Source organism: Mycobacterium sp. 3-98 (genome assembly GCF_035918355.1).
GTDB classification, from domain to species: domain Bacteria; phylum Actinomycetota; class Actinomycetes; order Mycobacteriales; family Mycobacteriaceae; genus Mycobacterium; species Mycobacterium intracellulare.
In genome coordinates, this window is sequence record NZ_CP142360.1 from 5,110,088 (window position 1) to 5,131,325 (window position 21,238).

18 protein-coding genes are annotated in these 21,238 nt (G+C 67.8%); 9 read left to right on the forward strand and 9 right to left on the reverse strand.

Annotated elements, in window-relative coordinates; genetic code table 11:
• The first annotated feature begins 258 nt into the window (after nucleotides 1-258).
• Genes QGN30_RS23930 through QGN30_RS23945 form a run of 4 tightly spaced genes read left to right on the forward strand, consistent with a single transcriptional unit; the run spans nucleotide 259 to nucleotide 4,247 of the window.
• Nucleotides 259-1,305, forward strand: a complete 1,047-nt coding sequence (locus tag QGN30_RS23930; RefSeq protein WP_248923657.1) for a glycosyltransferase family 1 protein — start codon at nucleotides 259-261, stop codon at nucleotides 1,303-1,305.
• Complete coding sequence (locus QGN30_RS23935) at nucleotides 1,302-2,540, forward strand: glycosyltransferase (RefSeq protein WP_248923495.1); 1,239 nt, start codon at nucleotides 1,302-1,304, stop codon at nucleotides 2,538-2,540. Before QGN30_RS23930 ends, QGN30_RS23935 begins: the two co-directional genes overlap by 4 nt.
• Complete coding sequence (locus QGN30_RS23940) at nucleotides 2,524-3,405, forward strand: glycosyltransferase (protein WP_036458256.1); 882 nt, start codon at nucleotides 2,524-2,526, stop codon at nucleotides 3,403-3,405. Before QGN30_RS23935 ends, QGN30_RS23940 begins: the two co-directional genes overlap by 17 nt.
• Nucleotides 3,405-4,247 carry a glycosyltransferase family 2 protein gene (locus tag QGN30_RS23945; protein ID WP_248923494.1) on the forward strand — a complete coding sequence of 281 codons (843 nt, stop codon included), beginning with the start codon at nucleotides 3,405-3,407 and terminating at the stop codon, nucleotides 4,245-4,247. The genes QGN30_RS23940 and QGN30_RS23945 overlap by 1 nt, the downstream gene beginning before the upstream one ends.
• Here the strand turns inward: QGN30_RS23945 and QGN30_RS23950 are convergent.
• The gene (locus QGN30_RS23950; RefSeq protein ID WP_014379153.1) at nucleotides 4,219-5,028 is read right to left on the reverse strand and encodes an SDR family NAD(P)-dependent oxidoreductase; all 810 of its coding nucleotides are present in this window, start codon (nucleotides 5,026-5,028) and stop codon (nucleotides 4,219-4,221) included. The genes QGN30_RS23945 and QGN30_RS23950 overlap by 29 nt on opposite strands.
• A 201-nt stretch (nucleotides 5,029-5,229) precedes the next feature.
• Between QGN30_RS23950 and QGN30_RS23955 the strand changes: the two genes are divergently transcribed.
• The 4 genes from QGN30_RS23955 to QGN30_RS23970 all read left to right on the forward strand — a co-directional run bounded on the left by QGN30_RS23955 (nucleotide 5,230) and on the right by QGN30_RS23970 (nucleotide 11,279).
• Nucleotides 5,230-7,989: a helix-turn-helix transcriptional regulator gene (locus tag QGN30_RS23955; protein ID WP_014383839.1), complete on the forward strand. Its 2,760-nt coding sequence runs from the start codon at nucleotides 5,230-5,232 to the stop codon at nucleotides 7,987-7,989.
• A gap of 85 nt (nucleotides 7,990-8,074) precedes the next feature.
• Nucleotides 8,075-8,842: an SDR family oxidoreductase gene (locus QGN30_RS23960; protein WP_026071471.1), complete on the forward strand. Its 768-nt coding sequence runs from the start codon at nucleotides 8,075-8,077 to the stop codon at nucleotides 8,840-8,842.
• Between the two features lie 20 nt (nucleotides 8,843-8,862).
• On the forward strand, nucleotides 8,863-9,585 hold the full coding sequence (locus QGN30_RS23965; RefSeq protein WP_008253618.1) for an SDR family NAD(P)-dependent oxidoreductase: 723 nt from the start codon (nucleotides 8,863-8,865) through the stop codon (nucleotides 9,583-9,585).
• Between the two features lie 152 nt (nucleotides 9,586-9,737).
• Complete coding sequence (locus QGN30_RS23970; RefSeq protein WP_225330811.1) at nucleotides 9,738-11,279, forward strand: multicopper oxidase family protein; 1,542 nt, start codon at nucleotides 9,738-9,740, stop codon at nucleotides 11,277-11,279.
• Between the two features lie 4 nt (nucleotides 11,280-11,283).
• Here the strand turns inward: QGN30_RS23970 and QGN30_RS23975 are convergent, their stop codons facing one another.
• From QGN30_RS23975 to QGN30_RS24010, 8 genes are read right to left on the reverse strand one after another with little or no spacing between them, the layout of a single operon-like run.
• Complete coding sequence (locus tag QGN30_RS23975; RefSeq protein WP_248923656.1) at nucleotides 11,284-12,105, reverse strand: alpha/beta fold hydrolase; 822 nt, start codon at nucleotides 12,103-12,105, stop codon at nucleotides 11,284-11,286.
• Nucleotides 12,105-13,097, reverse strand: a complete 993-nt coding sequence (locus QGN30_RS23980; RefSeq protein WP_248923493.1) for a cyclase family protein — start codon at nucleotides 13,095-13,097, stop codon at nucleotides 12,105-12,107. Before QGN30_RS23980 ends, QGN30_RS23975 begins: the two co-directional genes overlap by 1 nt.
• Nucleotides 13,085-13,912: a coniferyl-alcohol dehydrogenase gene (locus QGN30_RS23985; RefSeq protein ID WP_326565841.1), complete on the reverse strand. Its 828-nt coding sequence runs from the start codon at nucleotides 13,910-13,912 to the stop codon at nucleotides 13,085-13,087. The genes QGN30_RS23980 and QGN30_RS23985 overlap by 13 nt, the downstream gene beginning before the upstream one ends.
• Before the next feature lie 33 nt (nucleotides 13,913-13,945).
• Complete coding sequence (locus QGN30_RS23990) at nucleotides 13,946-15,247, reverse strand: LLM class flavin-dependent oxidoreductase (RefSeq protein ID WP_067165517.1); 1,302 nt, start codon at nucleotides 15,245-15,247, stop codon at nucleotides 13,946-13,948.
• Between the two features lie 2 nt (nucleotides 15,248-15,249).
• The gene (locus QGN30_RS23995) at nucleotides 15,250-16,977 is read right to left on the reverse strand and encodes an FAD-binding protein (RefSeq protein ID WP_326567431.1); all 1,728 of its coding nucleotides are present in this window, start codon (nucleotides 16,975-16,977) and stop codon (nucleotides 15,250-15,252) included.
• Between the two features lie 8 nt (nucleotides 16,978-16,985).
• Nucleotides 16,986-17,903: a 3-carboxyethylcatechol 2,3-dioxygenase gene (locus QGN30_RS24000; protein WP_067165525.1), complete on the reverse strand. Its 918-nt coding sequence runs from the start codon at nucleotides 17,901-17,903 to the stop codon at nucleotides 16,986-16,988.
• Nucleotides 17,851-19,575, reverse strand: a complete 1,725-nt coding sequence (locus QGN30_RS24005) for a bifunctional 3-(3-hydroxy-phenyl)propionate/3-hydroxycinnamic acid hydroxylase (protein WP_083014908.1) — start codon at nucleotides 19,573-19,575, stop codon at nucleotides 17,851-17,853. Before QGN30_RS24005 ends, QGN30_RS24000 begins: the two co-directional genes overlap by 53 nt.
• Nucleotides 19,575-20,438, reverse strand: a complete 864-nt coding sequence (locus tag QGN30_RS24010; protein ID WP_067165532.1) for an alpha/beta fold hydrolase — start codon at nucleotides 20,436-20,438, stop codon at nucleotides 19,575-19,577. The genes QGN30_RS24005 and QGN30_RS24010 overlap by 1 nt, the downstream gene beginning before the upstream one ends.
• Nucleotides 20,439-20,560: 122 nt before the next feature.
• Between QGN30_RS24010 and QGN30_RS24015 the strand changes: the two genes are divergently transcribed.
• Nucleotides 20,561-21,238 (forward strand): IclR family transcriptional regulator, encoded by a 678-nt coding sequence (locus tag QGN30_RS24015; protein WP_067165535.1) that lies wholly within the window; start codon nucleotides 20,561-20,563, stop codon nucleotides 21,236-21,238.

Consider the following 21,238-nt stretch of genomic DNA (forward strand, 5'->3'; position numbering starts at 1 on the left):
CCCAGTCAACCCGCCGGAAGCCGTTAAGTCAAGCGCTTGATTTAATCGACAGGCGGCCGTGCAGTCGGGCGCCCGCCGCGGGCGCCCGGTCGCGGATCCCGAGTTTGGCCCCGCGGGTTGCGGGTATTGCAGCTTCGCAGCGTCCTTCAGTCAACAGGGACGGTTCTGCTTCTCGACAGACGGGACGGTGCCGCCAGGACGCGCGGCTGCCCCTACAGATTCTGAGAAGGGGCTTCTGATTTGTTGCGCGTAGCTTCGGTGCCGGCGTCACACGTTTACGTCCGCCACCTTGGCAATCCGTACTCGGATTGCGTTGTGCTCCTGGATGATCCGGTGCCGGCGGATGGCCGCACCGTGCCGGGCGGCTGGTGGCCGCCGCTGATGTTGGAGCCGGGCTGGGTCAGCGACAACCACTCGCGATTCGACGTGTTCCACATCCACTTCGGGTTCGACGCCATCACGCCGGAGGATTTGGCCGGCGTCGTCCAGGAACTCAAAAAGCACAACAAGCCGCTGGTGTACACGGTGCATGATCTGCGCAATCCGCATCACCCGGAACCCGCGGCCCACGCCGCGCAACAGGACGTCCTGATTTCCGCCGCCGACGAGCTGATAACGCTGACGCCCGGTGCCGCACAGCTGATTTGGCGAAACTGGGGGCGGCGGGCTCGCGTGCTGCCGCACCCCCACGTGCTCGAAAAGGAGTGGATCGAGAGGCCCCGCGGCCGCGGCGAGCGATTCGTCGTCGGTCTGCACGCCAAGAGTCTGCGCGCCAACATGGACCCGTTGCCCGTCGTGGACGCGCTCGCGGCGATCGTGTCGTCCCTACCCGACGCGATCCTGCAGGTCGACGTCCACGACGAGATCTTCGATCCCGACAATCACTGGTTCGCACCGTCGACCGGCGCGGCGCTGCTGGCCTACGACTCCCACGAGCATGTGCAGGTCCGGGTGCACCCGTACTTCTCGGACGACGAATTCTGGGACTACCTCGCTTCGCTGACGGTTTCCGTACTGCCCTACCGGTTCGGCACCCATTCGGGCTGGCTCGAGGCGAGCTACGATCTCGGAACCGCCGTGGTGGCCCCCAGCTGCGGCTTCTATCGCCAGCAACGCCCGTGCGGCGTTTTCGGTTTCGGCGACCGGGGCTTCGATCCCGTGTCGCTGTGCGGTGCGATCCACCGGGCACACGCGCGTTGGGCCGCCGGCTGCCCCGCCCCCCGGGCCGACTGGGTGGCGCGGCTCGCCGAAAGGCGAGAGCTCGCCGCGGCGCATCGTGCCATCTACGCGAGCGTCCTGCGATGACGGAGCCACTGCGCGTGGCGCTGATCGCCTCGACCCGCCATCCGATCCGGCAACCGTTCGCCGGGGGGCTCGAAGCGCACGTCTGCCACCTGACCGGCGCGCTCGCATCCCGCGGCTATCGGGTGTCGCTGTTCGCCGCGGCGGGTTCGGATCCCGGTTTGAACTGTCAGACGCTCGACGTGCGCCCGTTGGATCTGTCGGAGGCGGCGCGCCACGACGTGTCGATGCCGCCGGCAGATTTCATGGCCGATCACCACGCGTACCTGTCGTTGATGTTGTGGCTGGCGGGGCCCGGGAGCCAACAGTTCGACGTCATCCACAACCACAGCCTGCATTACCTTCCGGTGGCGATGGCCTCGGCGTTGTCCACTCGGATGCTCACCACGGTGCACACGCCGCCGACGCCCTGGCTCGAGTCGGCGATCGGTGCCGCCACCGGGAAGGGCACCCGCTTTGCGGCGGTCTCCCGGCACACCGCTGCGGCGTGGCGAAGCCTCACCGGAGATATCACCGTGGTTCCCAACGGCATCCATACGGGCCAGTGGCCCCTCGGCCCGGGTGGGCCGTCCCTGGTGTGGTTTGGTCGGATCACACCGGAAAAGGCACCCCATCTGGCGATCGCCGCGGCCCAACGGGCGCGCCGACCGCTGGTCCTCGCCGGTCCGATCTCCGACCAGCAGTACTTTGTTCGCCACGTCGAGCCCCACCTTCGGGGCGACATCCGGTATGCGGGCCATCTGGACCACCGGCGTCTGGCCCACGTGGTCAGCCACGCCGCAGCGGCGCTTGTCACCCCGAGCTGGGACGAGCCGTACGGGCTTGTCGTCGCCGAAGCGATGTCGTGCGGCACCCCCGTCGTTGCGTTCGCCCTCGGTGGCATCCCCGAACTCATCAGCGCGGCGTCGGGGCGACTCATCGTCGCCGGTGACGTCGCCGCCATGGCGGACGCCATAGGCACGGTGCTCGCGCTACCGCGAAAGCGGGTGCGCGAGCACGCCATTCGCCAGTGTTCGGCCGAAGCGATGGTGACCGCCTACACCAATGTGTACCGAGAAATGATCGACGACTTCGCGGGCAGGCAACATGATCGGGTACTACATTCACCACCACGGGTTCGGGCATCTGGCTCGGGCCATGAGCGTCTGCGCACGGATGCGCCGCCCGGTGACCGCCATGACATCGCTGGATGTGCCGGAGCCCCAGCCGTTTTCGGCGGTCATGAGGCTACCGTGTGACGACGAGGGACCGCGGCCACGCGAGGCCACCGCACACGGCGCGCTGCACTGGGCGCCCCACCACGACGCCGGGCTGAGCGCCCGAATGAATCAGATCGCGGAGTGGGTGTCCGACGCGCGGCCCGAGGCCGTCGTTGTCGACGTATCGGTGGAAGTGGCGCTGTTCATCCGGTTGCTCGGCGTACCGGTGATCGTCGTGGCGTTGCCCGGCACCCGCGTGGACGCCCCGCATGTGCTGGTGCATCGCCTCGCCGATCACATCGTGGCGGCCTGGCCGCGCGCGTTGTGTGTGCCGTCATGGCTGCGGCAATGGGAGGACAAGACCAGCTACGTCGGTGGCATCAGCCGCTTCGAGGGCCGTGACCGTCGCGGCGACGAGCCCGAGTCATCGGCACGACCGTTGAAGGAGACGCGCGTCGTCGTATTGGGCGGGGCCGGCGACGCCTTCGGAACCTCGCTACAGGATTGTGCCGCAGCGGATTCGGTCCGGTCATGGACGACGCTCGGCGGCAAGGTCGGTGCGTGGAGAGATGATCCGTGGCCCGAGATCCGCGGGGCGGATGTCGTCGTCACCCACGCGGGTCAGAGCTGTATTGCTGATGTCGCCGCGGCGAGGCGCCCCGCGTTGGTCCTCCCGCAGCCGCGGCCCTTCGATGAGCAACACGCGACGGCCCGGATGCTCAAGCGCCACCAGCTTGCGGTGGTCGCGCACGGCATGCCCGACCCACGGGCGTGGCCGGCGCTGCTGACCGCCACCGCGGCGACCGACCCGCGACGGTGGCGACGGTGGGAAGTGGATGGGGCGGCCGACCGTGCCGCCGAAGCCATCGAGTCGACGGCCCGCCGTTGCAGGCAAGGCACGTAGTGCGCACCGCCGTCATCACCATCGTGCACGGCAGGGGCGCCCACCTGCGGCGGCAGCTCGAAGGCCTCGCCACCAGCACACTGCGGCCGGACCTGCACATCGTGGTCGCGCTCGGTGACCCCACCGTCGCCGCCCTGGTAAGCGAGCTGAAGGCGCCGGCGCTGGTGGTTGAGTGCGAGGCCGCCCGCCCGCTGCCGGTGGCGATGGGACGCAACGTGGGAGCCGCCGCGGCGATACGAAATGCCGCCGAGCTCTTGGTTTTTCTCGACGTCGATTGCATTCCCGGCGCGGAGTTGCTCGACCGCTACCACGGGGTCGCAGGCAGATCCGAGCACGCGGACGCGATCCTGAACGGCCCGGTCACGTATCTGCCACCACCCGGGCCGGGCGGCTACGTGATCTCCGAGGTGCGGCCGAATCCCGATCCGCATCGTGCTCGGCCCGCGCCGCGGGACGGCGCTGTCCTGTCCACGACGGACTATGCGCTGTTCTGGTCGCTGTCTTTCGCGGTGAAAGTCCCTACGTGGCAGCGGATCGGGGGATTCTGCGAGCGGTACCGCGGCTACGGCGGAGAGGACACGGACTTCGCGCAATGCGCGGCGGCACGCCAAGTTCCGATGCGCTGGGTCGGCGGGGCCCACGCATTCCACCAGCACCATGCGGTCGCCGATCCCCCCGTCGACCACCTCGAGGACATACTGCGCAACGCCGAGATCTTCTATGGGCGTTGGGGTTGGTGGCCGATGGAGGGCTGGCTGTCCTCCTTCGCGGACCAAGGCCTGATCCGTCGCGACGCCGACGGGCGTCCCCGCCCTATCCCCCACCCTTCTTGGGCCGAATGACCTTGCCCGCCACCGTTCCGCCGTCGACGGGCAGCACGGTCCCGGTGACGTATCGCGACCGGTCGGTGGCGAAATACAGCGCGGCCTCGGCGACGTCATCGGGCGTGCCGTCGCGCTTCAGCGGGCGGTCATCGCGCATCCCCTGGCGAATCCGCGCCTCGAACCGCTCGAGCTGTTCGGGGTCCATGCCGGCCGCCGACTTCCCCAAGATCGGCGTGGGGATGCTGCCCGGCGCGATGGCGTTGACCCGAATCTCGTGATACGCCAACTCGATTGCGGCGGACTTGGTGAACTGGATGACCGCCGCCTTGGACGCGCGGTAGATCATCACGCCGCCGCCGGCCTGGATCCCGCCGATCGAGGTGATGTTGATAATGGATCCGCCGCCATGTTCGGCCATGTGCCGCGCGGCATCTCGGGTGCCCGCCATGACGCCCAGCACGTTGACCCCCATCACCCTGTGGAAATCGGTCAGGTCGTCGTCGAGCAACTTCCGCAGGGGGCTCGAGATTCCGGCGTTGTTGACCATCACGTGCAGGCCGCCGAACTTCGCGACGGCAGCGGAGACCAGCGCGCCGACCTGCTCGAGGTCGGAGACATCCGTCGGCTGGAAGAGCGCATTGTCGCCCAGCGATGCCGCCAGCGCCTTGCCCCGGTCGGTCTCGACGTCGGCGATGACGACGCGTGCGCCCTCGGCCACAAACCGCTCCACGAGGCCCCGGCCAATGCCGGACGCGCCGCCGGTGACGATGGCGACCTTGCCATCAAGTTCGTTAACCACCTGACGAGTTAATCGGGGCCCTCAGCGTTAAGTCAAGCAGTTGATTTAAGACTGCGCGGGCCGGGTGCTCGTCGCCCCGGCGACGCGCGCCATCGGTAAGGTCGTACAGCAAATCCTTCGGACGCGGCGGTGTGGGTGAAAGTTCAGCAGGCGCAACCTTTGCGCGGCCGGAGCGCGGAATGCGCGGCGCTCGAACGCCTGGTGTCGGACGCCCGCGCCGGCCAAAGCCGGGTCCTGGTGTTGCGGGGGGAAGCGGGCATCGGCAAGACCGCATTGTTGGACTTCGTTTCCGAGCGTGCTTCGGGATTTCGCGTGGCGCGGGTGGCGGGCGTGGAGTCCGAGATGGAGCTCCCGTTCGCCGCGCTGCAGCAACTCTGCGTGCCGCTGCTCGAATTCTCCGACCGCTTACCGGCTCCGCAACGCGACGCCCTGGAGATCGCCTTCGGGCGAAGCGCCGGACGGGCACCGGAGCGCTTCCTGGTCGGGTTGGCGGTGCTCAGTTTGATCGGCGCGGCGACGGAATCGCAGCCCTTGATCGTCCTGGTCGACGATGCGCAGTGGATTGACCGTATCTCGGCCCAGACGTTGGCGTTTGTCGCCCGCCGCCTGATCGCCGAGCCGGCGGCGATGGTCTTCGCGATGCGCGACGGTGCCGTGGCGTTGGACACCGATGAGCTGAGCGGGCTGCCCGAATTGACGCTCGGCGGGCTCGAACCGGGCGACGCCCGCGCGTTGCTGGATTCGGTCATCCTCGGCCGGCTGGACGACCAGGTGCGCGATCGCATCGTGGCGGAAACGCGGGGCAATCCGTTGGCTCTGCTGGAGCTGCCCCGGGGCCTGACCGGCGCGGAGCTGGCGGGCGGCTTCCAGCGCCCGGACGTGCGACCGCTGACGGGACAGATCGAGCAGACATTCCTGCGGCGGATCCGCTCGCTTCCCGACCACACCCAGCGTCTGTTGACGACCGCCGCCGCGGAACCGGTGGGCGACGCCGCGCTATTGCTGCGCGCCGCCGAGCATTTGGGCCTTCCGCCGGACGCGGCGGCCGATGCGGAAGCGGCCGGGTTGATCGACGTGGGGACCCGGGTGCGGTTCCGGCATCCCCTGGTGCGCTCGGCCGCATACCGCACGGCGGACCTGATCGAGCGCCGACGGATCCATCGCGCGCTGGCCGAGGCGACCGACAGGCGAAGTGATCCCGACCGCCGCGCATGGCATCTGGCCATCGCGGCCCACGGCCCGGACGAATCCGTTGCCGCCGCGCTGGAGCGCTCCGCCGACCGCGCCCAGGCCCGGGGCGGCGTCGCCGCCGCGGCCGCCTTCTTGGAACGGGCGACCCAATTGAGCGCCGAGCCGTCCCGCCGGGGAACGCGGGCGCTCGCGGCCGCTCAGGCCAAACGCGACGCGGCCGCCTTCGACGCGGCGGACGAGCTGATCACGGTCGCCGAGGGCGCGTCGCTGGACGAGTTGCAGCAGGCCCGTGCCGCCCGGTTGCGCGCGCAGATCGTCTTCGCCCGAAGCCGCAGCGGTGCCGCCGACGCGCCAACGGTCTCCGACGCCGCCATCGGTTTGCTCGATGCCGCCCGCGGGCTGGAGAGACTTGACGACGCGCATTCCCGCGAAACGTACCTAGAAGCCTTGGGGGCGGCGATGTTCGGCGGCCGGCTCTGCCCGCACGGCGGCATTCACCTGGTCGCCGAAGCGGCCCGCGCCGCGCCGCCCGGACCGCAACCCGCGCGTCCGGTCGACCTTCTGCTGGACGGCATCGCGTTGCGGGCCACGGCCGGGCAAGTCCCGAGCGTGACGGCGCTGCGCGACGCGCTAGCCCGCATCCAGGACGAAGCCGAGCGGGGCGACGATGTGCTGCACTGGTTCTGGCAAGCCTTCCCCGTCGTCCAGGAATCCGCCGTCCACGAGCTGTGGGACGACGAGGTATGGCACCGTCTGGCCACCCACGCCGTTCGGCTCGCGCGCGGCGCGGGCGCACTCGCCGTGTTACCGCACGCCCTGGTCTACCGCGCCGGAGTGCACGTGCAGGCGGGCGAATTCGCGACGGCGTCTCAACTCATCGAGGAGGCCAAGGCGATCTCGGCCGCCACCGGTTATGTCCCGGTCAAATACCACTCGGTCCTGTTGGCCGCGTGGCGCGGCAACGAGGACGTCGCGACCGCCCTGATCGAGCAGGCCGCCGCGGACGGGATGGCAAGGGGCGAAGGGCGAGTCGTCGGATTGACCGGGTATTGCGGCGCCGTCCTCTACAACGGCCTGTGCCGCTATGACGACGCCTTCGCGGCGGCCCGCAGGGCATGCGAATACGAGGACCTGGGCCTGTTCGGATGGTGCCTGATCGAACTCGTCGAAGCCGCCGCGCGAAGCGGCCAAAAGGACGCGGCCCGCGACGCCCTGCGCCAACTGGAAGTCCGGGCGCTCAGCGCCCGAACAGATTGGGCCGACGGCGTTTACCTTCGGTCCAAGGCGCTGCTGGCCTCCGACCGCGACGCGGAGGCCTGCCACCTCGAGGCGATCGACAAGCTCGCGCGGACGCGCATCGCCGTCCAGCTGGCCCGCGCGCACCTGTCCTACGGGGAGTGGCTGCGCCGTTGCAACCGCCGGATCGACGCGCGCTCCCAGTTGGGTACCGCCCACGAGATGTTCACCCGGATGGGTGCCGACGCGTTCGCCGCGCGAGCCCACCGCGAGCTGCTGGCCACCGGCGAGAAAGTGAACAAGCGGTCCGGGAAAACGGGAAACGCCTCCGGCGGCGAGCTGACGGCGCAGGAGGCCCAGATCGCCCGGCTGGCCGGTGAGGGCCTGACCAACCCCGAGATCGCCGCGCAGTTGTTCATCAGCAGCCACACCGTCGAATGGCACCTGCGCAAGGTGTTCGCCAAGCTCGGCATCACCTCCCGCCGGCAACTGCGCGGCTTGGCCAAGGAGTTCGGCCCCCTGAGTTCGGCATGACTACGGACTTTCCAGGGTTCCCCCGGACCAGCGCGCGGGCCATGCTGAAGAGGCCAGTTCGTCGGGAAGCGTGAAAGGCGTAGTCATGAAGGTTTTGGTAATCGGTGGCAGTGGGTTGATCGGATCACAGGTTGTCACCCTGCTCACCGAGCAGGGACACGAAGCCGTCCCGGCGTCACCGAGCACGGGCGTCAACACCGTGACCGGTGAGGGGGTCGCCGAGGCCGTCGCCGGTGTCCAGGCGGTGGTGGACGTCTCCAACTCGCCGTCGTGGGCAGATGACGACGTGCTGAACTTCTTCACCACCTCCACCCGCAACCTCCTCGAGGCGGAGCGGGCCGCGGGCGTGCAGCACCACGTCGCGCTCTCGATCGTGGGAGCCGACCGCGCGGCCGCAAGCGGCTACATGCGGGCCAAGATCGCTCAGGAAAAGGTGATCGTGGAATCCGGAGCCCCCTACACCATCGTGCGGGCCACTCAGTTCTTCGAATTCGTTGCGGGCATTGCGGATTCGATGACCGAGGGTGACACGGTCCGGGCGCCGCATGGGGCGTTCCAGCCGATCGCCGCCGCGGATGTGGCCACGGCCGTCGCCCGCGCCGCGATCGGTGAGCCGGTCAACGGGGTGATCAACATCGCCGGACCCGAAAAGCAGGGCATGGACGACTTCATCCGGACCCGGTTCGCCGCGACCGGCGATGCCCGCCGCGTGGTGACCGACCCGGATGCGCAGTATTACGGCGCGGTCCTCGACGAGCGCATGATCGTTCCCGTCGAGGGCGAAGAAGTGACCATCTACCCCACCCGGTTCGGCGACTGGCTGGCCTCGCAGGCGCCCAGCAACGCCGAGTAACGGCTGGAGGAGGCGGTCCGATGGAGCTGATGGACCACACCGCGGTGATCACCGGCGGGACGGCGGGCATTGGACTGGAATCGGCTCGGCTGTTCGCCAGCGAAGGCGCCACCGTCATCGTCTCGGGCCGCGATCCGGCCAGGGGAGCGCACGCGGTGGAGGTCATCGGCCCGAAGGCACGGTTCATCCAGACCGACATGGCCGATATCGATTCGGTGAATTCGCTTGTGCAGCAGTGCGGTGAGGTCGACATCATCGTCAACAACGCCGGCAGCTTTCCGTCGGCATTGACGGTGGAGCAGGGGATGTCGGCGTTCGAGACGATGTTCGACACCAACGTGCGCGGCGCGTACTTCCTGGTTGCCGGCCTGGTCCCGGGAATGCTCAACCGCGGCCGCGGCAGCATCGTCAACATCACGACCATGGCCGCCTTCAAGGGAATTCCCGGTGCGTCGGGCTACAGCGCCTCCAAGGCCGCGGTGGAATCGCTCACCCGCACCTGGGCCGCCGAATTCGGAGGGGCCGGGGTGCGGGTGAACAGCGTGGCGCCGGGGCCCACCCGCACCCCCGGGGTGGCGGCGGAATGGGGCGACGTCAACGAGGAGCTCGGGCGGGCCCTGCCACTGGGGCGCACCGCCTTCCCGTCCGAGATCGCCGAAGCGGTGCTCTTCCTGAGCTCCCCTCGCTCCAGCTTCATCACCGGCTCGACCCTGCACGTCGACGGCGGCGGCGCCGCGGTTTGACCGCCGCGGCGGTCAACGTCGAGTTGTTGCGGACTTTTCGCCGGCGTTCGCTCTACGGTGGGTAGTTGCGCAACGACGAGGAGCATTCATTGCCCGGGCAACCCACCAGCGACGTAACCTTCGACCGAACCCGGCTCACCAGGCGCGGTTTCATGGCCGCGGGCATCGCCGGCGGGTTGGCGCTGACGGCGTGCAGCCAAACCAAACCCGAGCCGTCGGGCAGTGCCCGGATGGCCGCCGCCGTCGATGCGGCCGAGGCCGCCCGGCCGCACAGCGGCCGGACCGTCACCGCCACCCTCACGTCCCAGCAGGTGCAGATCGACCTGGGCGGACCGGTCGTCCGCACGCTGGCCTTCGGCGATTCCATCCCCGGTCCGGTGCTCCGCGCCAGCATCGGTGACCAAGTCGTGGTGACGGTGAAAAACCGGCTCGATCATCCGACGTCGGTGCATTGGCACGGTATCGCCGTGCGCAACGACATGGACGGCGCCGAGCCCGCCACGCCCAACATCGCGGCCGGCCACGACTTCACTTACCGGTTCTCCGTGCCCAACTCGGGCACCTACTGGGCACATCCGCACACCGGCCTGGACGAGGACACCGGGCTGTACCTGCCGGTCATCGTCGACGACCCGACCGAGGGCAATTACGACGCCGAATGGATTGTCGTCCTCGACGATTGGACCGACGGCGTCGGCAAGAGCCCCCAGCAGCTCTACGGCGATCTGAGCAACCCGAACAAGTCGCCCATGCCCGCCACATCCGAGACGACCCCGACCACCACGCCGGCGAGCGAAGCGAGTACGAGCGAGACCAGCCCGACGACTTCGACGAGCCCGGCGCCCGGCGGGCCCGGGCCCACGGCGGGAAGTGCCGGCAGCAGCGACCTCCTCGGTGGCGACGCCGGAGACATCACCTACCCCCACTACCTGATCAACGGCCGAATTCCCGCCTCCCCCATGACGTTCAACGCGAAGCCTGGCCAGCGGATTCGGATCCGCTTCATCAACGCCGCCTCCGACACCACCTTCCGGGTCGCGCTGGCCGGCCATTCGATGACGGTGACCCACACCGACGGCTACCCCGTGGTGCCCGCTGCGGTCGACGCCCTGCTCATCGGCATGGCCGAACGCTACGACGTCCTGGTGAGCGCCGCGGACGGTGTCTTCCCACTGGTCGCCGTCGCGGAGGGCAAAAACGCTCTGGCGCGGGCATTGCTGGCCACGGGGGCGGGCAGCGCGCCCGACCCGCAACTGCAGCCCGGCGAACTCACCAAGCGCGTGGGCACCGTCGAAATGTTCACCGCCACAACACCGGTCAACCTTGGGCGCCCCGACCCGAACCTCAATCTCCCGGTCGTGCTGGGCGGCAACATGATGCAGTACAACTGGACGATCAACGGGCAGCCCTTCGGCAAGACGAGCCCGCTGCGCGTGCAACAGGGCCAGCGGCCCACCATCACCTTCGACAACACCACGACGATGTATCACCCGATTCACCTGCACGGGCACACGTTCCAGGTGATCAAGCCCGACGGCAGCCCGGGCGCCCGCAAGGACACCGTCATCGTGCTGCCCAAACAGAAGCTCGCCGCCGTTCTCGTTGCCGATAACCCCGGCACGTGGCTGATGCACTGCCACAACACCTATCACCAGGTCGCCGGGATGGAGACGCGCCTGGACTACGTCTTCTGACGATTCAGAGGCTGCCCAAGAATTCGGTCAGCAACCGGTTGACCACCGACGATTGCTCGATCTGCGGGCAGTGCCCGGCGTCGTCGACCACCACCGAACGGGCTCCGTCGATCTGCTTGGCGATCTGGGCCGCCCAGCCGCTGGGCAGGAGCTTGTCGTCGCCGCCCTCGACGACAAGCGTTGGCACGCCGATGCGTTCGTAGGCCCGCGCGCTGGACGGGGCGGAGGACGGCGTGGCGCCGGGGCGGCGGAACCTGGCCGCGGCGATGGCCTCCCATGCCCCCGGCGCGGTGCTCGACTCGTGACGGCGCCGCACGTAGTCCTCGTCGTCGGCATAGGCGGGGTCGGAAAACAGGGCTTCGACGATGCGGCGCATGGCCGGCAACGTGGCGTCATAGTTCTGCAGCGCCTCGAAATGCTGGTTCTGCTGGATTTCGCCGCCGCCGCAGATGATCACCAGGCTCCGGACCGGCAGCAGCGGCGTCTCCGACGTGCTGTCGGTGAGCAGGTTGATGGCGCCCATCGAATTGCCGACGAAGTGCGCCGAGCCGACGCCGAGCAATTCGCAAAACCGGGCGACGTGCCGGATCCGCATGCCGCGCCCGTCGACGAAGTCGATCACCTTGGCCGAACTTCCGTACCCCAAGATGTCCGGGGCCAGCACCCGGTAGCGTGCGGCGAGCGCGGAAATGTTGCGTTCCCAACCGAGTTCGGCACTCGCGCCGAACTCACCGCCGTGCAGGAGCACCACCGGCTCGCCCTCGCCGGCTTCCAGGTAACCGGTGGAAAGGCCGTCCACCGCCATGGTTTTGCGCTGAAATTCCATCATTTGATCGCGATCGGGTTGACCGGTGATCCCACTGCCCCAACGACTCTCAGCGGCGGGGCGATGAGCTGGAATTCGTAGACGCCGTCGGCGGCGCAGTCCTCGGCCAGCGCGGTGAGATCCCAGTACTCGCCGAACATCATTCCCATGTCGCGCAGGCAGAGCAGATGCAGGGGCAGGAACACTCCCTCTACTCCCGAGACCAGGTCCTCGACCTGGAGGTTGTCCGCCGCGACCGCGGCGATTTCGTGGTCGTGCAGCCACGAGGCGCAACTCCAGTCCAGTCCGGAGAAGGGTTCGGTCTTGTCCCCGGTCTGCGCGAACCTCGTCCACCAGCCGGTCCGGATCAGCACGATGTCACCGCGTTCGATCCGCACGCCCTGCGCGCGAGCGGCATCGTCTAATTCTTCGGGTGTGATCGGATTCCCCTGCTCGAGAAAGACTTCCGCATTCCGGTGGCGGACCATATCCAGCAGCACGCCTCGCGAAGTAATGCCCTTGCCGTCGACCTTGTCGATTCCGCAATGCACGGCGCCCATGCTGGTCACCGAATCCGCTCGGAAGCCGTTGTAGAGCTGCTCGTCGTAGTAGACGTGCGACAGCGCGTCCCACTGACTTGCCGCCTGTAGCGGCATGATGATCAGGTCGTCGTTGAAGCGGAACGGATTGTCATCACCCAGGTAACTGCTGAGCTGTTGGGCTATTGGGTTGCTCGCCCACCCCGGTCCGTACCGGGCCAGCGTCTTCGCGTCTCCGCCATCGATGGTCATGATATGGACCGGGTTGTGCCGATATTCGAAGGCGCCCTGCGGTCCTGACGCACCGAAGTCCACGCCGAGTGGAAAGACCCTGCCGCGCCGGACCAGGCTTGCGGCCTGGGCGATCTTTTCCTCGGTGATGAAGTTCAGCGTGCCGACCTCGTCGTCGTCACCCCAGCGGCCCCAGTTGCTGACATCGCGCGCAGCCCGGCGAAAGTCGGTCACACTGGCCACGAAGCACGCCCTTCCTCGAGTTCACGAGCTATCGCGGCGCCCACGTTTCCGCCGTCTACCCACACAACCTCACCCGAAATATAACTGGCCGCACGGCTATTCAGGAAGAGCAGCACCGCCGCCTGCTCCGCCGGTTCGGACACGCGTCCCAGCGGCTTGGGGATGTCGTCGAGGAAGCCCTGCCCGTATGCCGTACGAAGCTGGTCCAGGATCGGTGTCTCGGTGACCCCCGGCCCGGTGCAGTTGATACGGATCCCCCTGCCGCCCAGCGGCGTGGCGCTGCGCATGGTGTACAGGATGATGGCTTCCTTGGACAGTTGGTAGCCGTTGCCCAGCGCTTCGCGATGTCGATCGCACCAGTCGATCCCCTCCTGCATGGTCGCCGTGTCGAGCAACGGCGCCACCTCGCGCAGGTGCTCACGATAGGCGGCCGCCGCGAGCGAGGACACGCTGACGATGGACGATCCCGCGGTCATCTTCGGGACGAGCGCCTCGGTGAGATGGCGTAACCCCAAGAAGTTGATCGTGACGATCAACGGCGGGTTGCCCACACCCGAGGAGACCCCGGCGATGTTGAACAGCGCGTCGACTGGCCCGTCGATGGATGCCACCGCGCGATCGATCGACGCGGGATCGGCCAGGTCGATCTCGTGGAAACCGCCGATCCCGAAGTCGGGCCGGCGCTTATCCAGCCCGACGACGTCGGCCCCCAGATCGGTGAGCTGACGCACCACGTATTCCCCGATACCCGAGGCGCATCCGGTCACCACCGCGCGGCGGCCGTCGTAGCGCCACAGCTCGTCGATCTCTCCCAAGGCTCGCCTCGAAATCCTGGTAGAACTCCGGCTCTACTTCTGCTGGTCCTTCGCCCGTTGCGCCGCCTGCACACGGCCTTCGTTGATCTCCGCCATGGCTTCGGGGATCTCGCTGGCGGTGAACTTACCGCCGCGGCCGGTGGGCAGTCCACCAAACGAGTAATCCTCATCGAACTGTGGTGCGGTCGATTTCGGCCGGCGCGCCTCCACCTTCTCGATGACAGGCTCGAGCCGCTTCGCCTTTTCCGCCACGGCTTTCGCGTCGCGCTCGATGAATTCGGGGAGCACCTCTTTGCCCATCAGCTCGATGGATTCCATGGTGCCCTCGTGGCTGCGCGGGTTGAGCAGCAGGATGATCTCGTCGACGCCGCTCTCTTCGTAGCCGCGCAGGAATTCGCGCACCGTGGCGGGCGACCCGATTGCGCCCCGGCCCGGCCCGTAGGCCAGCGTCGGATCCTTTTCGACCTCTTCGAGATACCGCTGCCACACTCCGGTCCGCCCGGGCGTGTGCACTCCGGTCATGTAGTAGTGCATGATGCCGAACGAGAAGAACCCGCCGCCCTGACCGAGTCGCTGCAGCGCCTGCTCGTCGGTCTTGGCCACCATCATCGACAGGTCGCCGCCGATCGCGAGGATGTTCGGGTTGATGCGCGGAGTCACGGGGACGCCGTTCTCTTCGAATTCCTTGTAGTAGCCATTGACTCGCTCGGTCAGCGGCCCGGGGCCGGTGTAGGCGAAACTCAAAGCGCCGATGGCCTTTTGGGCCGCCATCTGCACGCTGGCAGGCCGTGTGCAGGCGACCCAGACCGGCGGATGCGGCTTTTGCAGCGGCTTGGGCACGACGTTGCGGGCCGGCATCTGGACGTGCTCGCCGTTGAAACCGGTGAACGGCTCCTCGATCATGCAGCGGATCGAGACCTCGAGGGCCTCCTCCCACTGGGCCCGTTTGTCGGCGGGGTCGATGTTGAATCCGCCCAGCTCACCGACCGACGACGATTCGCCGGTGCCGAACTCGACGCGGCCGTTGGAGAGCAGGTCGAGCGTGGCGATGCGTTCGGCGACGCGGGCGGGGTGGTTGACCACGGGCGGCAGGTGCATGATGCCGAAGCCGAGGCGAATGTTCTTGGTGCGCTGGCTGGCCGCGGCCAGGAAGATCTCCGGCGCCGTCGAATGGCAGTACTCCTCGAGGAAGTGATGCTCGGTCAGCCACACGGTGGAGAAGCCCGCCTTGTCGGCGGCCTCGACCTCGTCGAGGCAGTCCTGCATCATGATGTGCTCGTCGTCGGGCGCCCAGGGCCGCGGCAGGGCGAATTCGTAGAACAGCGAGATTTTCATTGTTACCTCCTATGAGTATTAACGGCTTGATTGGCTGCCTGTGCCGCAACGTGTTTCGCCGCGACAAAGCCGAAGGTCATTGCTGGGCCGATGGTCGCACCGGCACCGGCATAGCTGCGGCCCATCACCGGTGCGGAGGCGTTGCCCACCGCGTAGAGGCCCGGTACCACGGTGTCGTCGGTTCGCAGGACGCGGGCGTGCTCGTCGGTGCGCAGCCCGCCCGACGTCCCGAGGTCCCCGAGGACGATCCGGAACGCGTAGTACGGCGGATCGCCCAGCGGATACAAGTTCGGGTTGGGCAACGTGTGATCGCCGTAGTAGTTGTCGTACACGCTGTCGCCGCGGTTGAAGTCGTCGTCGTGGCCGTTGCGGGCCAGTTCGTTGAAGCGGCTGGCGGTTTCGGCCAGCTGGCCCGCGGGCACGCCGATCTTGGTCGCCATTTCCTCCCACGTCATCGCCTCCTTCACCACGCCCGATTCCAGCCAGGCCGGCGGAACCTTGCGGCCGGTCGGCACGGGCGCGAACGGGATCTTCGGTATCGGCAGGTGTCCCCCGACGACGTAGCGGTTGAACGACCGGTGGTCGGTGATCAGCCAGCACGGGATGTGCGTGACGCCGGATCTCTGGCCCTCGATCATGGCGTGGCCGAAATCCATGTACGGGGCCGCTTCGTTGATGAACCGTTTGCCGGCGCCGTTGACGATGAACTGCGCGGGCATCATCCGTTCGTTGAGCATGAATTGCATGCGGCCGTCCGGCCATTGGATCGCCGGGAACCACCAGGCTTCGTCGAGCAGGTCCGTGGCCGCGCCGACCTTTTGCGCTGCGCGGATACCGTCGCCCATCGCCGCCGGGTTGCCGAAACTCCAGTCCTGGTCCACCTCGGGTAGCAGCTCCTTGCGCCAGGCGAGATCGTGGTCGAACCCGCCGGACGCCAGGATCACACCCAGCCGCGCCCCGATCCGCCGGGACTTGCCGCCGGTTTCCACCACCGCCCCGGTCACCGCTCCGTCGGCGTCGGTGAGCAACTCGACCATCGGGGAGTTCAACCACAGCGGGATACCGCGCTCCCGCAGCGCCAGCCTGAGGCGGGCCGCCAGCGACTGCCCGATCGCGGCCATCCGTTCGCCGAACACCCTGGCCCTGACCATCCGCGCGATCAGCTTGAGCAACACGCCCTTGCCGGCCCAGGACTGACGGATGCGGTAGAAGGTGCGCAATTCCTTGGGGCCCAACCAGATCCCCTTGGGCGCCAGCGCCAGCGGCTGGAGCAGCTGCTGCTCGTCCTCGCCCAACTTGCGCAGGTCGATGGGCGGCACGTTGATGGTGCTACCGAGTTCGGAGCCCCCGGGCAGCTCCGGGTAATAGTCGGCATACCCGGGCTTCCAGACGAATTCGAACCACTCGGACAGTTGTTCCAGGAATTGGAGCATCTGCGGCGCAGTCTCGACGTATTGCCGTATCCGCGCCTCGCTGACCAGGCCGTCGGTGATCTGCTTGAGGTACCCGACCACGCCCTCGGCTTCGGGGGCGTAGCCCTCGCGGCGCTGCGCGGGCGCTCCAGGAACCCAGATACCGCCGCCGGACAACGCCGTCGAACCCCCGAAATGGGAGGACTTTTCGACCACCAAGGCGTCGAGCCCGGCGGCCTGGGCGGTCAGGGCGGCCGTCATGCCTCCCCCGCCTGACCCGACGATGAGTACGTCGACAACGTGATCGAAATCGTCCACTGCGTCCGTCATTTCGGAAGTGCCGTTCTGATGGCGAAACCGGCGATCAGCTCGGGGGCGGGTTTGTAGTAGCGTCCCGTGGTTTCGTAGGGTCCCGCGGCCTCCAGCGCCGCGAACGCCGCTACCCACGTGCGGATCTCTTGCGCGGAGCTGCCGCCCTCGTGGGCCACGAACGAGTTCGACCACTGATCGAGTTCACTGAGCCATCCGCCGTCGATGATCTCCAGGAATCGGTGATCCCACGTGGGGTTGAGGGGCTGCAGGTCACTGCCGCCGGCGGCGAAGCTCTTGGCCGCGTCGATGACCGCCGCCTGCCGCGCCTGGCGCTGCTCGGAGGTCATCGGCCGCCCGTGCACGATGCGCTCCAGCACGGGCGGGCCCGCGGTCGCCAGCGTCGGCACGGGCGGACTGTGGGAGAGCCCGCCGGAGCCCAGGACCAGGACGCGCTTGTCCAGGGTGGCGAGATAGGCGCCGACGGCGGCTCCGAGCGCTCGGCAACGGTGCATCGGGCCCAGCGGCACTCCGATCGCGTTCACGAAGATCGGGATCACAGGACGAGAAGTGGCCTCGCCGAACAGCTTTTCGAGTGGCTGGACCGTGCCGTGATCCACGTCCATGCTGGCCGATACGGCGATGTCGACACCAGCGTCAAGGATGGCCTTCGCGCAGTCGCCGGCGAGGTCCTCCGGGACGTCCAGCGGGCCCGCGTGGGTGCCGTAGTCCCCGACTCCGGTGGCGCTCATGCCGATACAGAACGGCGGCATCACCTTGTAGAAGAACCCGTTGTAGTGATCCGGGGAAAAGGTGACGACGAGTTCGGGATCGAAATCCTCGACGAACCCTCGCGCTTGGGCGATCGCGCCCTCGATATCGTCAAGCAGGTCCCGCGACGGCCCCGGAAGACTCAGGAGCGGGCTGTGCGACATACAGCACAGAGCCAGTGCCACTTTGCAAATCACCCCCTTGCGGCGTCAGGGTCAGCACGTCAAGGAGCGCGGCGCTCAGGTCGGGTGTGCGCTGAGCGATGCACGCGCCCGCGATGCATCGGTCGGGCCGCAGGAACAGCACCGAATCCGAGTGGGTGTCGAACCACGCTTTGAGGTCACCGCGCCGATCACCGACGACCACGACGTCGGGATCGTCGTGGCCGGTCCAGTGCAACTGCGTCACCGGCCGCAGGGCAAAGAAGCGCGCGCCCAAGGCTTTCCAGCTTGCGAATGCGGCCTCGCCGAGGAGTTTGCGGGGGTTGTTGTTCCAGCACACCACGGCGAACCAAGTGCCGAGCACGTCGTCGAGCAGCACATCTTGTCGGTCTCGGGTGTCGACCCGGGGCTGGATGAACAGCGTCCCGACCGGCGAATCGGCGCGGCCGGGCGCGGCGTGTACGACCGCCCCGTGTTCATAGCGCGGCATCGGCTTGAAGCGCATTTCCAATACATATCGCTTGAGCGACGGAACGATTGACGCCGACCGCACGAGCAGGTCACGCGCGCCGGCCACCCGCCGGTTGGTCGGTGAGATCACGCGGCCCACCATGGTGGACAGGTCGATCATCGCGCGCGCGTGCTTGCGGCGCTCCACGTCGTAGGTGTCCAGCAGCTTATCGTCGGCGCGGCCGCTCACCACCGCGGCCAGCTTCCAACCCAGGTTCGCCGCGTCGCGAATCCCGCTGTTGTAGCCCTGCCCCTGCCACACCGGCATCAGGTGCGCGGCGTCGCCGGCCAGCAGCAGCCGACCCTGGCGGAACGCGCCGGCGATCCGCGAGTGGTGCGTGTAGACCCGGCGCCGGATCACGTCGACCCGGTCGGGGTGGGGCACCATCCGGGCCAACATCTGCTGCAGGAAGGCCGGGTCTTCGGCCTGTTCGTCGGTCTCGTCGGCGTGAATCATGAACTCGAAGCGGCGAATACCGTGGGCGATCGAGATCGAGGCGTAGGGGCGCTCGGGGTCGGCGCCGACCTCGCTGTTCGGATGCCCGAGCGGGTCGTTGGCGATGTCGACCACCAGCCACCGCGTCGAGGACGTCGTCCCGTCGAACGACACCCCCATCACGCGGCGGGTCATACTGCGGCCGCCGTCGCAGCCGACGACGTACCGCGCCCGCAGTCGCATTGTGTCGCCGTTGTTTTCGGCTCCGCCGCCGAGCTCGACGGTGACGCCGTCAGCGTCTTCCTGGCAGCCGGCCATCGGGCTGCCCCACCGAACCTCGACGTGTTCGAATCGGTCCAGGCCGGCCAGCAGCTCGGCATCGACGAGCGGTTGTACGAACCCATTTCTCTTCGGCCAACCGAAACGCGCGTCGGGCGGGGCCATTTCGGCGAGTACGCGGCGCTTGGCATCCATGAAGCGCAGGATCTGGTTGGGCACCGTATGCGGCAGCACCCGGTCGGCAAGCCCGATCGACTGGAACGTGCGCAACGCCTCGTCGTCGAGTCCCACCCCCCGCGGGTAGTCGATGAGGGTGTCCCGCTCTTCGACCACCATCGTGCGGATCCCTTGCAGGCCAAGGATATTGGCCAGAGTCAGACCGACCGGGCCCGCGCCGACGACGAGGACGTCGGTCTCGGTGTCAGGTGTCTCTTGCCCCGGAGCCGACATCAGCGACCCAGCAGGAAATCGAGATGCAGGCGGTTGAAGGTCTTGGCGTCCTCATACTGCGGCCAGTGACCGCAGCCGGGCATCACCTCGAAGCGCGCGCCCGGGATCATCGTCGCGATGCGCCGGCCTTCGGTGACATCGGCGGTCGGATCGTCACTGGTCCAGAGCACCAGCGTCGGGGCGATGATCGAGCCGTACTCGGCCGGCCCGAGGATGTTGCGTGCCCGAATCTCGGGATCCTGCAACGCCATGATGTCGCGCATGGCGGAGACGAATCCCGGTTGGCGATAGACGCGTTGGCGGCTGGCGACCAGGTCGTCATAGTCCTGGGACTTGTCGGCCATCAACCATTTGATTCGCGCCTGCACCGTTTCCCAGGTGGGATCCTCGGCGGCCGCCATGGACAGGGTGATGATCCGCTGCATCACGGCTGGGTCGGCCTGCGAGCCGCCGGCGGTGTTGAGCACAAGGCGATCGACCACGTCGGGGTGGTCGACGGCGGCGCGCGCGGCCACCCACCCGCCGAGGGATTCGCCGCTGATGCACGCGCGATCCACACCGATGGTGCGCAGCACGGCCATCAGGTGCTCGACATAGTGGTGGACCTCCAGCGGGTGGCCCGGCTTGTCGGTGTAGCCGTGGCCCAGCATGTCGATCGACCAGGTCCAGAAATGATCCGCGTGGGCGGCCAGGTTGCGCACGTAAGCCTCGGCGTGACCGCCGGATCCGTGCAACAGCACCAGCACCGGCTTGCCCGGGTCCCCGGCCCGTAGGTAGCGGGTTCTTATTCCTCCGGCGTCGAGGTAGCCCTGCTCAAACGCGACGCCCTGGAGATCGCTCCATATGCTCTCGAACTCCGCCACGGTCCTGTCCGGCCTCCAGATCGGGGAAATCTCTCGTTTTCGACGTACATCGTGTGCTAATATCGCACACTGATGTGCGTTATATATAGAGCTTCGCTCTCGCGGGAAGGTCTGTCAAGGCTGTGACGGGTTCCGGTACCGGGTCGCAAACCCTGGCCAGGGGTCTCACCGCGCTGCAGATGGTGGCCGACTCCCCCACCGGGCTCACGGTGCAGCAGCTCGCCGATCAGGTCGGGGTACACCGCACGATCGCCTACCGGTTGCTGACGACCCTGGCCGAGTTTCGGCTGGTGGCCAAGGGTGAAGACGGGCGCTACCGCCCCGCGGCCGGCCTCGCCGTGCTCGGCGCGTCGTTCGACCGCAACGTGCGTCAACTGAGTCTGCCGACCTTGCGCGCGCTGGCCGACGATCTCGGCACGACGGTCTCGCTGCTCATCGCCGAGGGCGACCAGCAGGTGGCGATCGCGGTCATCGTGCCCAGCCACGTCGCCTACCAGCTCTCCTTTCACGAGGGCAGCCGATACGCGCTCGACCGCGGCGCCGCTGGGATCGCCTTGCTCGCGTGCATGCCTCCGCGTCCGGGGGAACGGGAGCTGGTCTCGCGGGCGCGCGAGCGCGGCTGGGTGACGACCTACGGAGAGATCGAACCGAATACCTACGGCCTGGCCGTGGGGGTGCGCCGCCCGGCGCCGTCCCCACCGACGTGCATCAACCTCATCTCGCACCGAGAAGACGTGGTGATGCGCGGAAAAGACGCGGTCGTCAAGGCCGCCAAGCAACTGTCGGAGCTACTGAGCTAG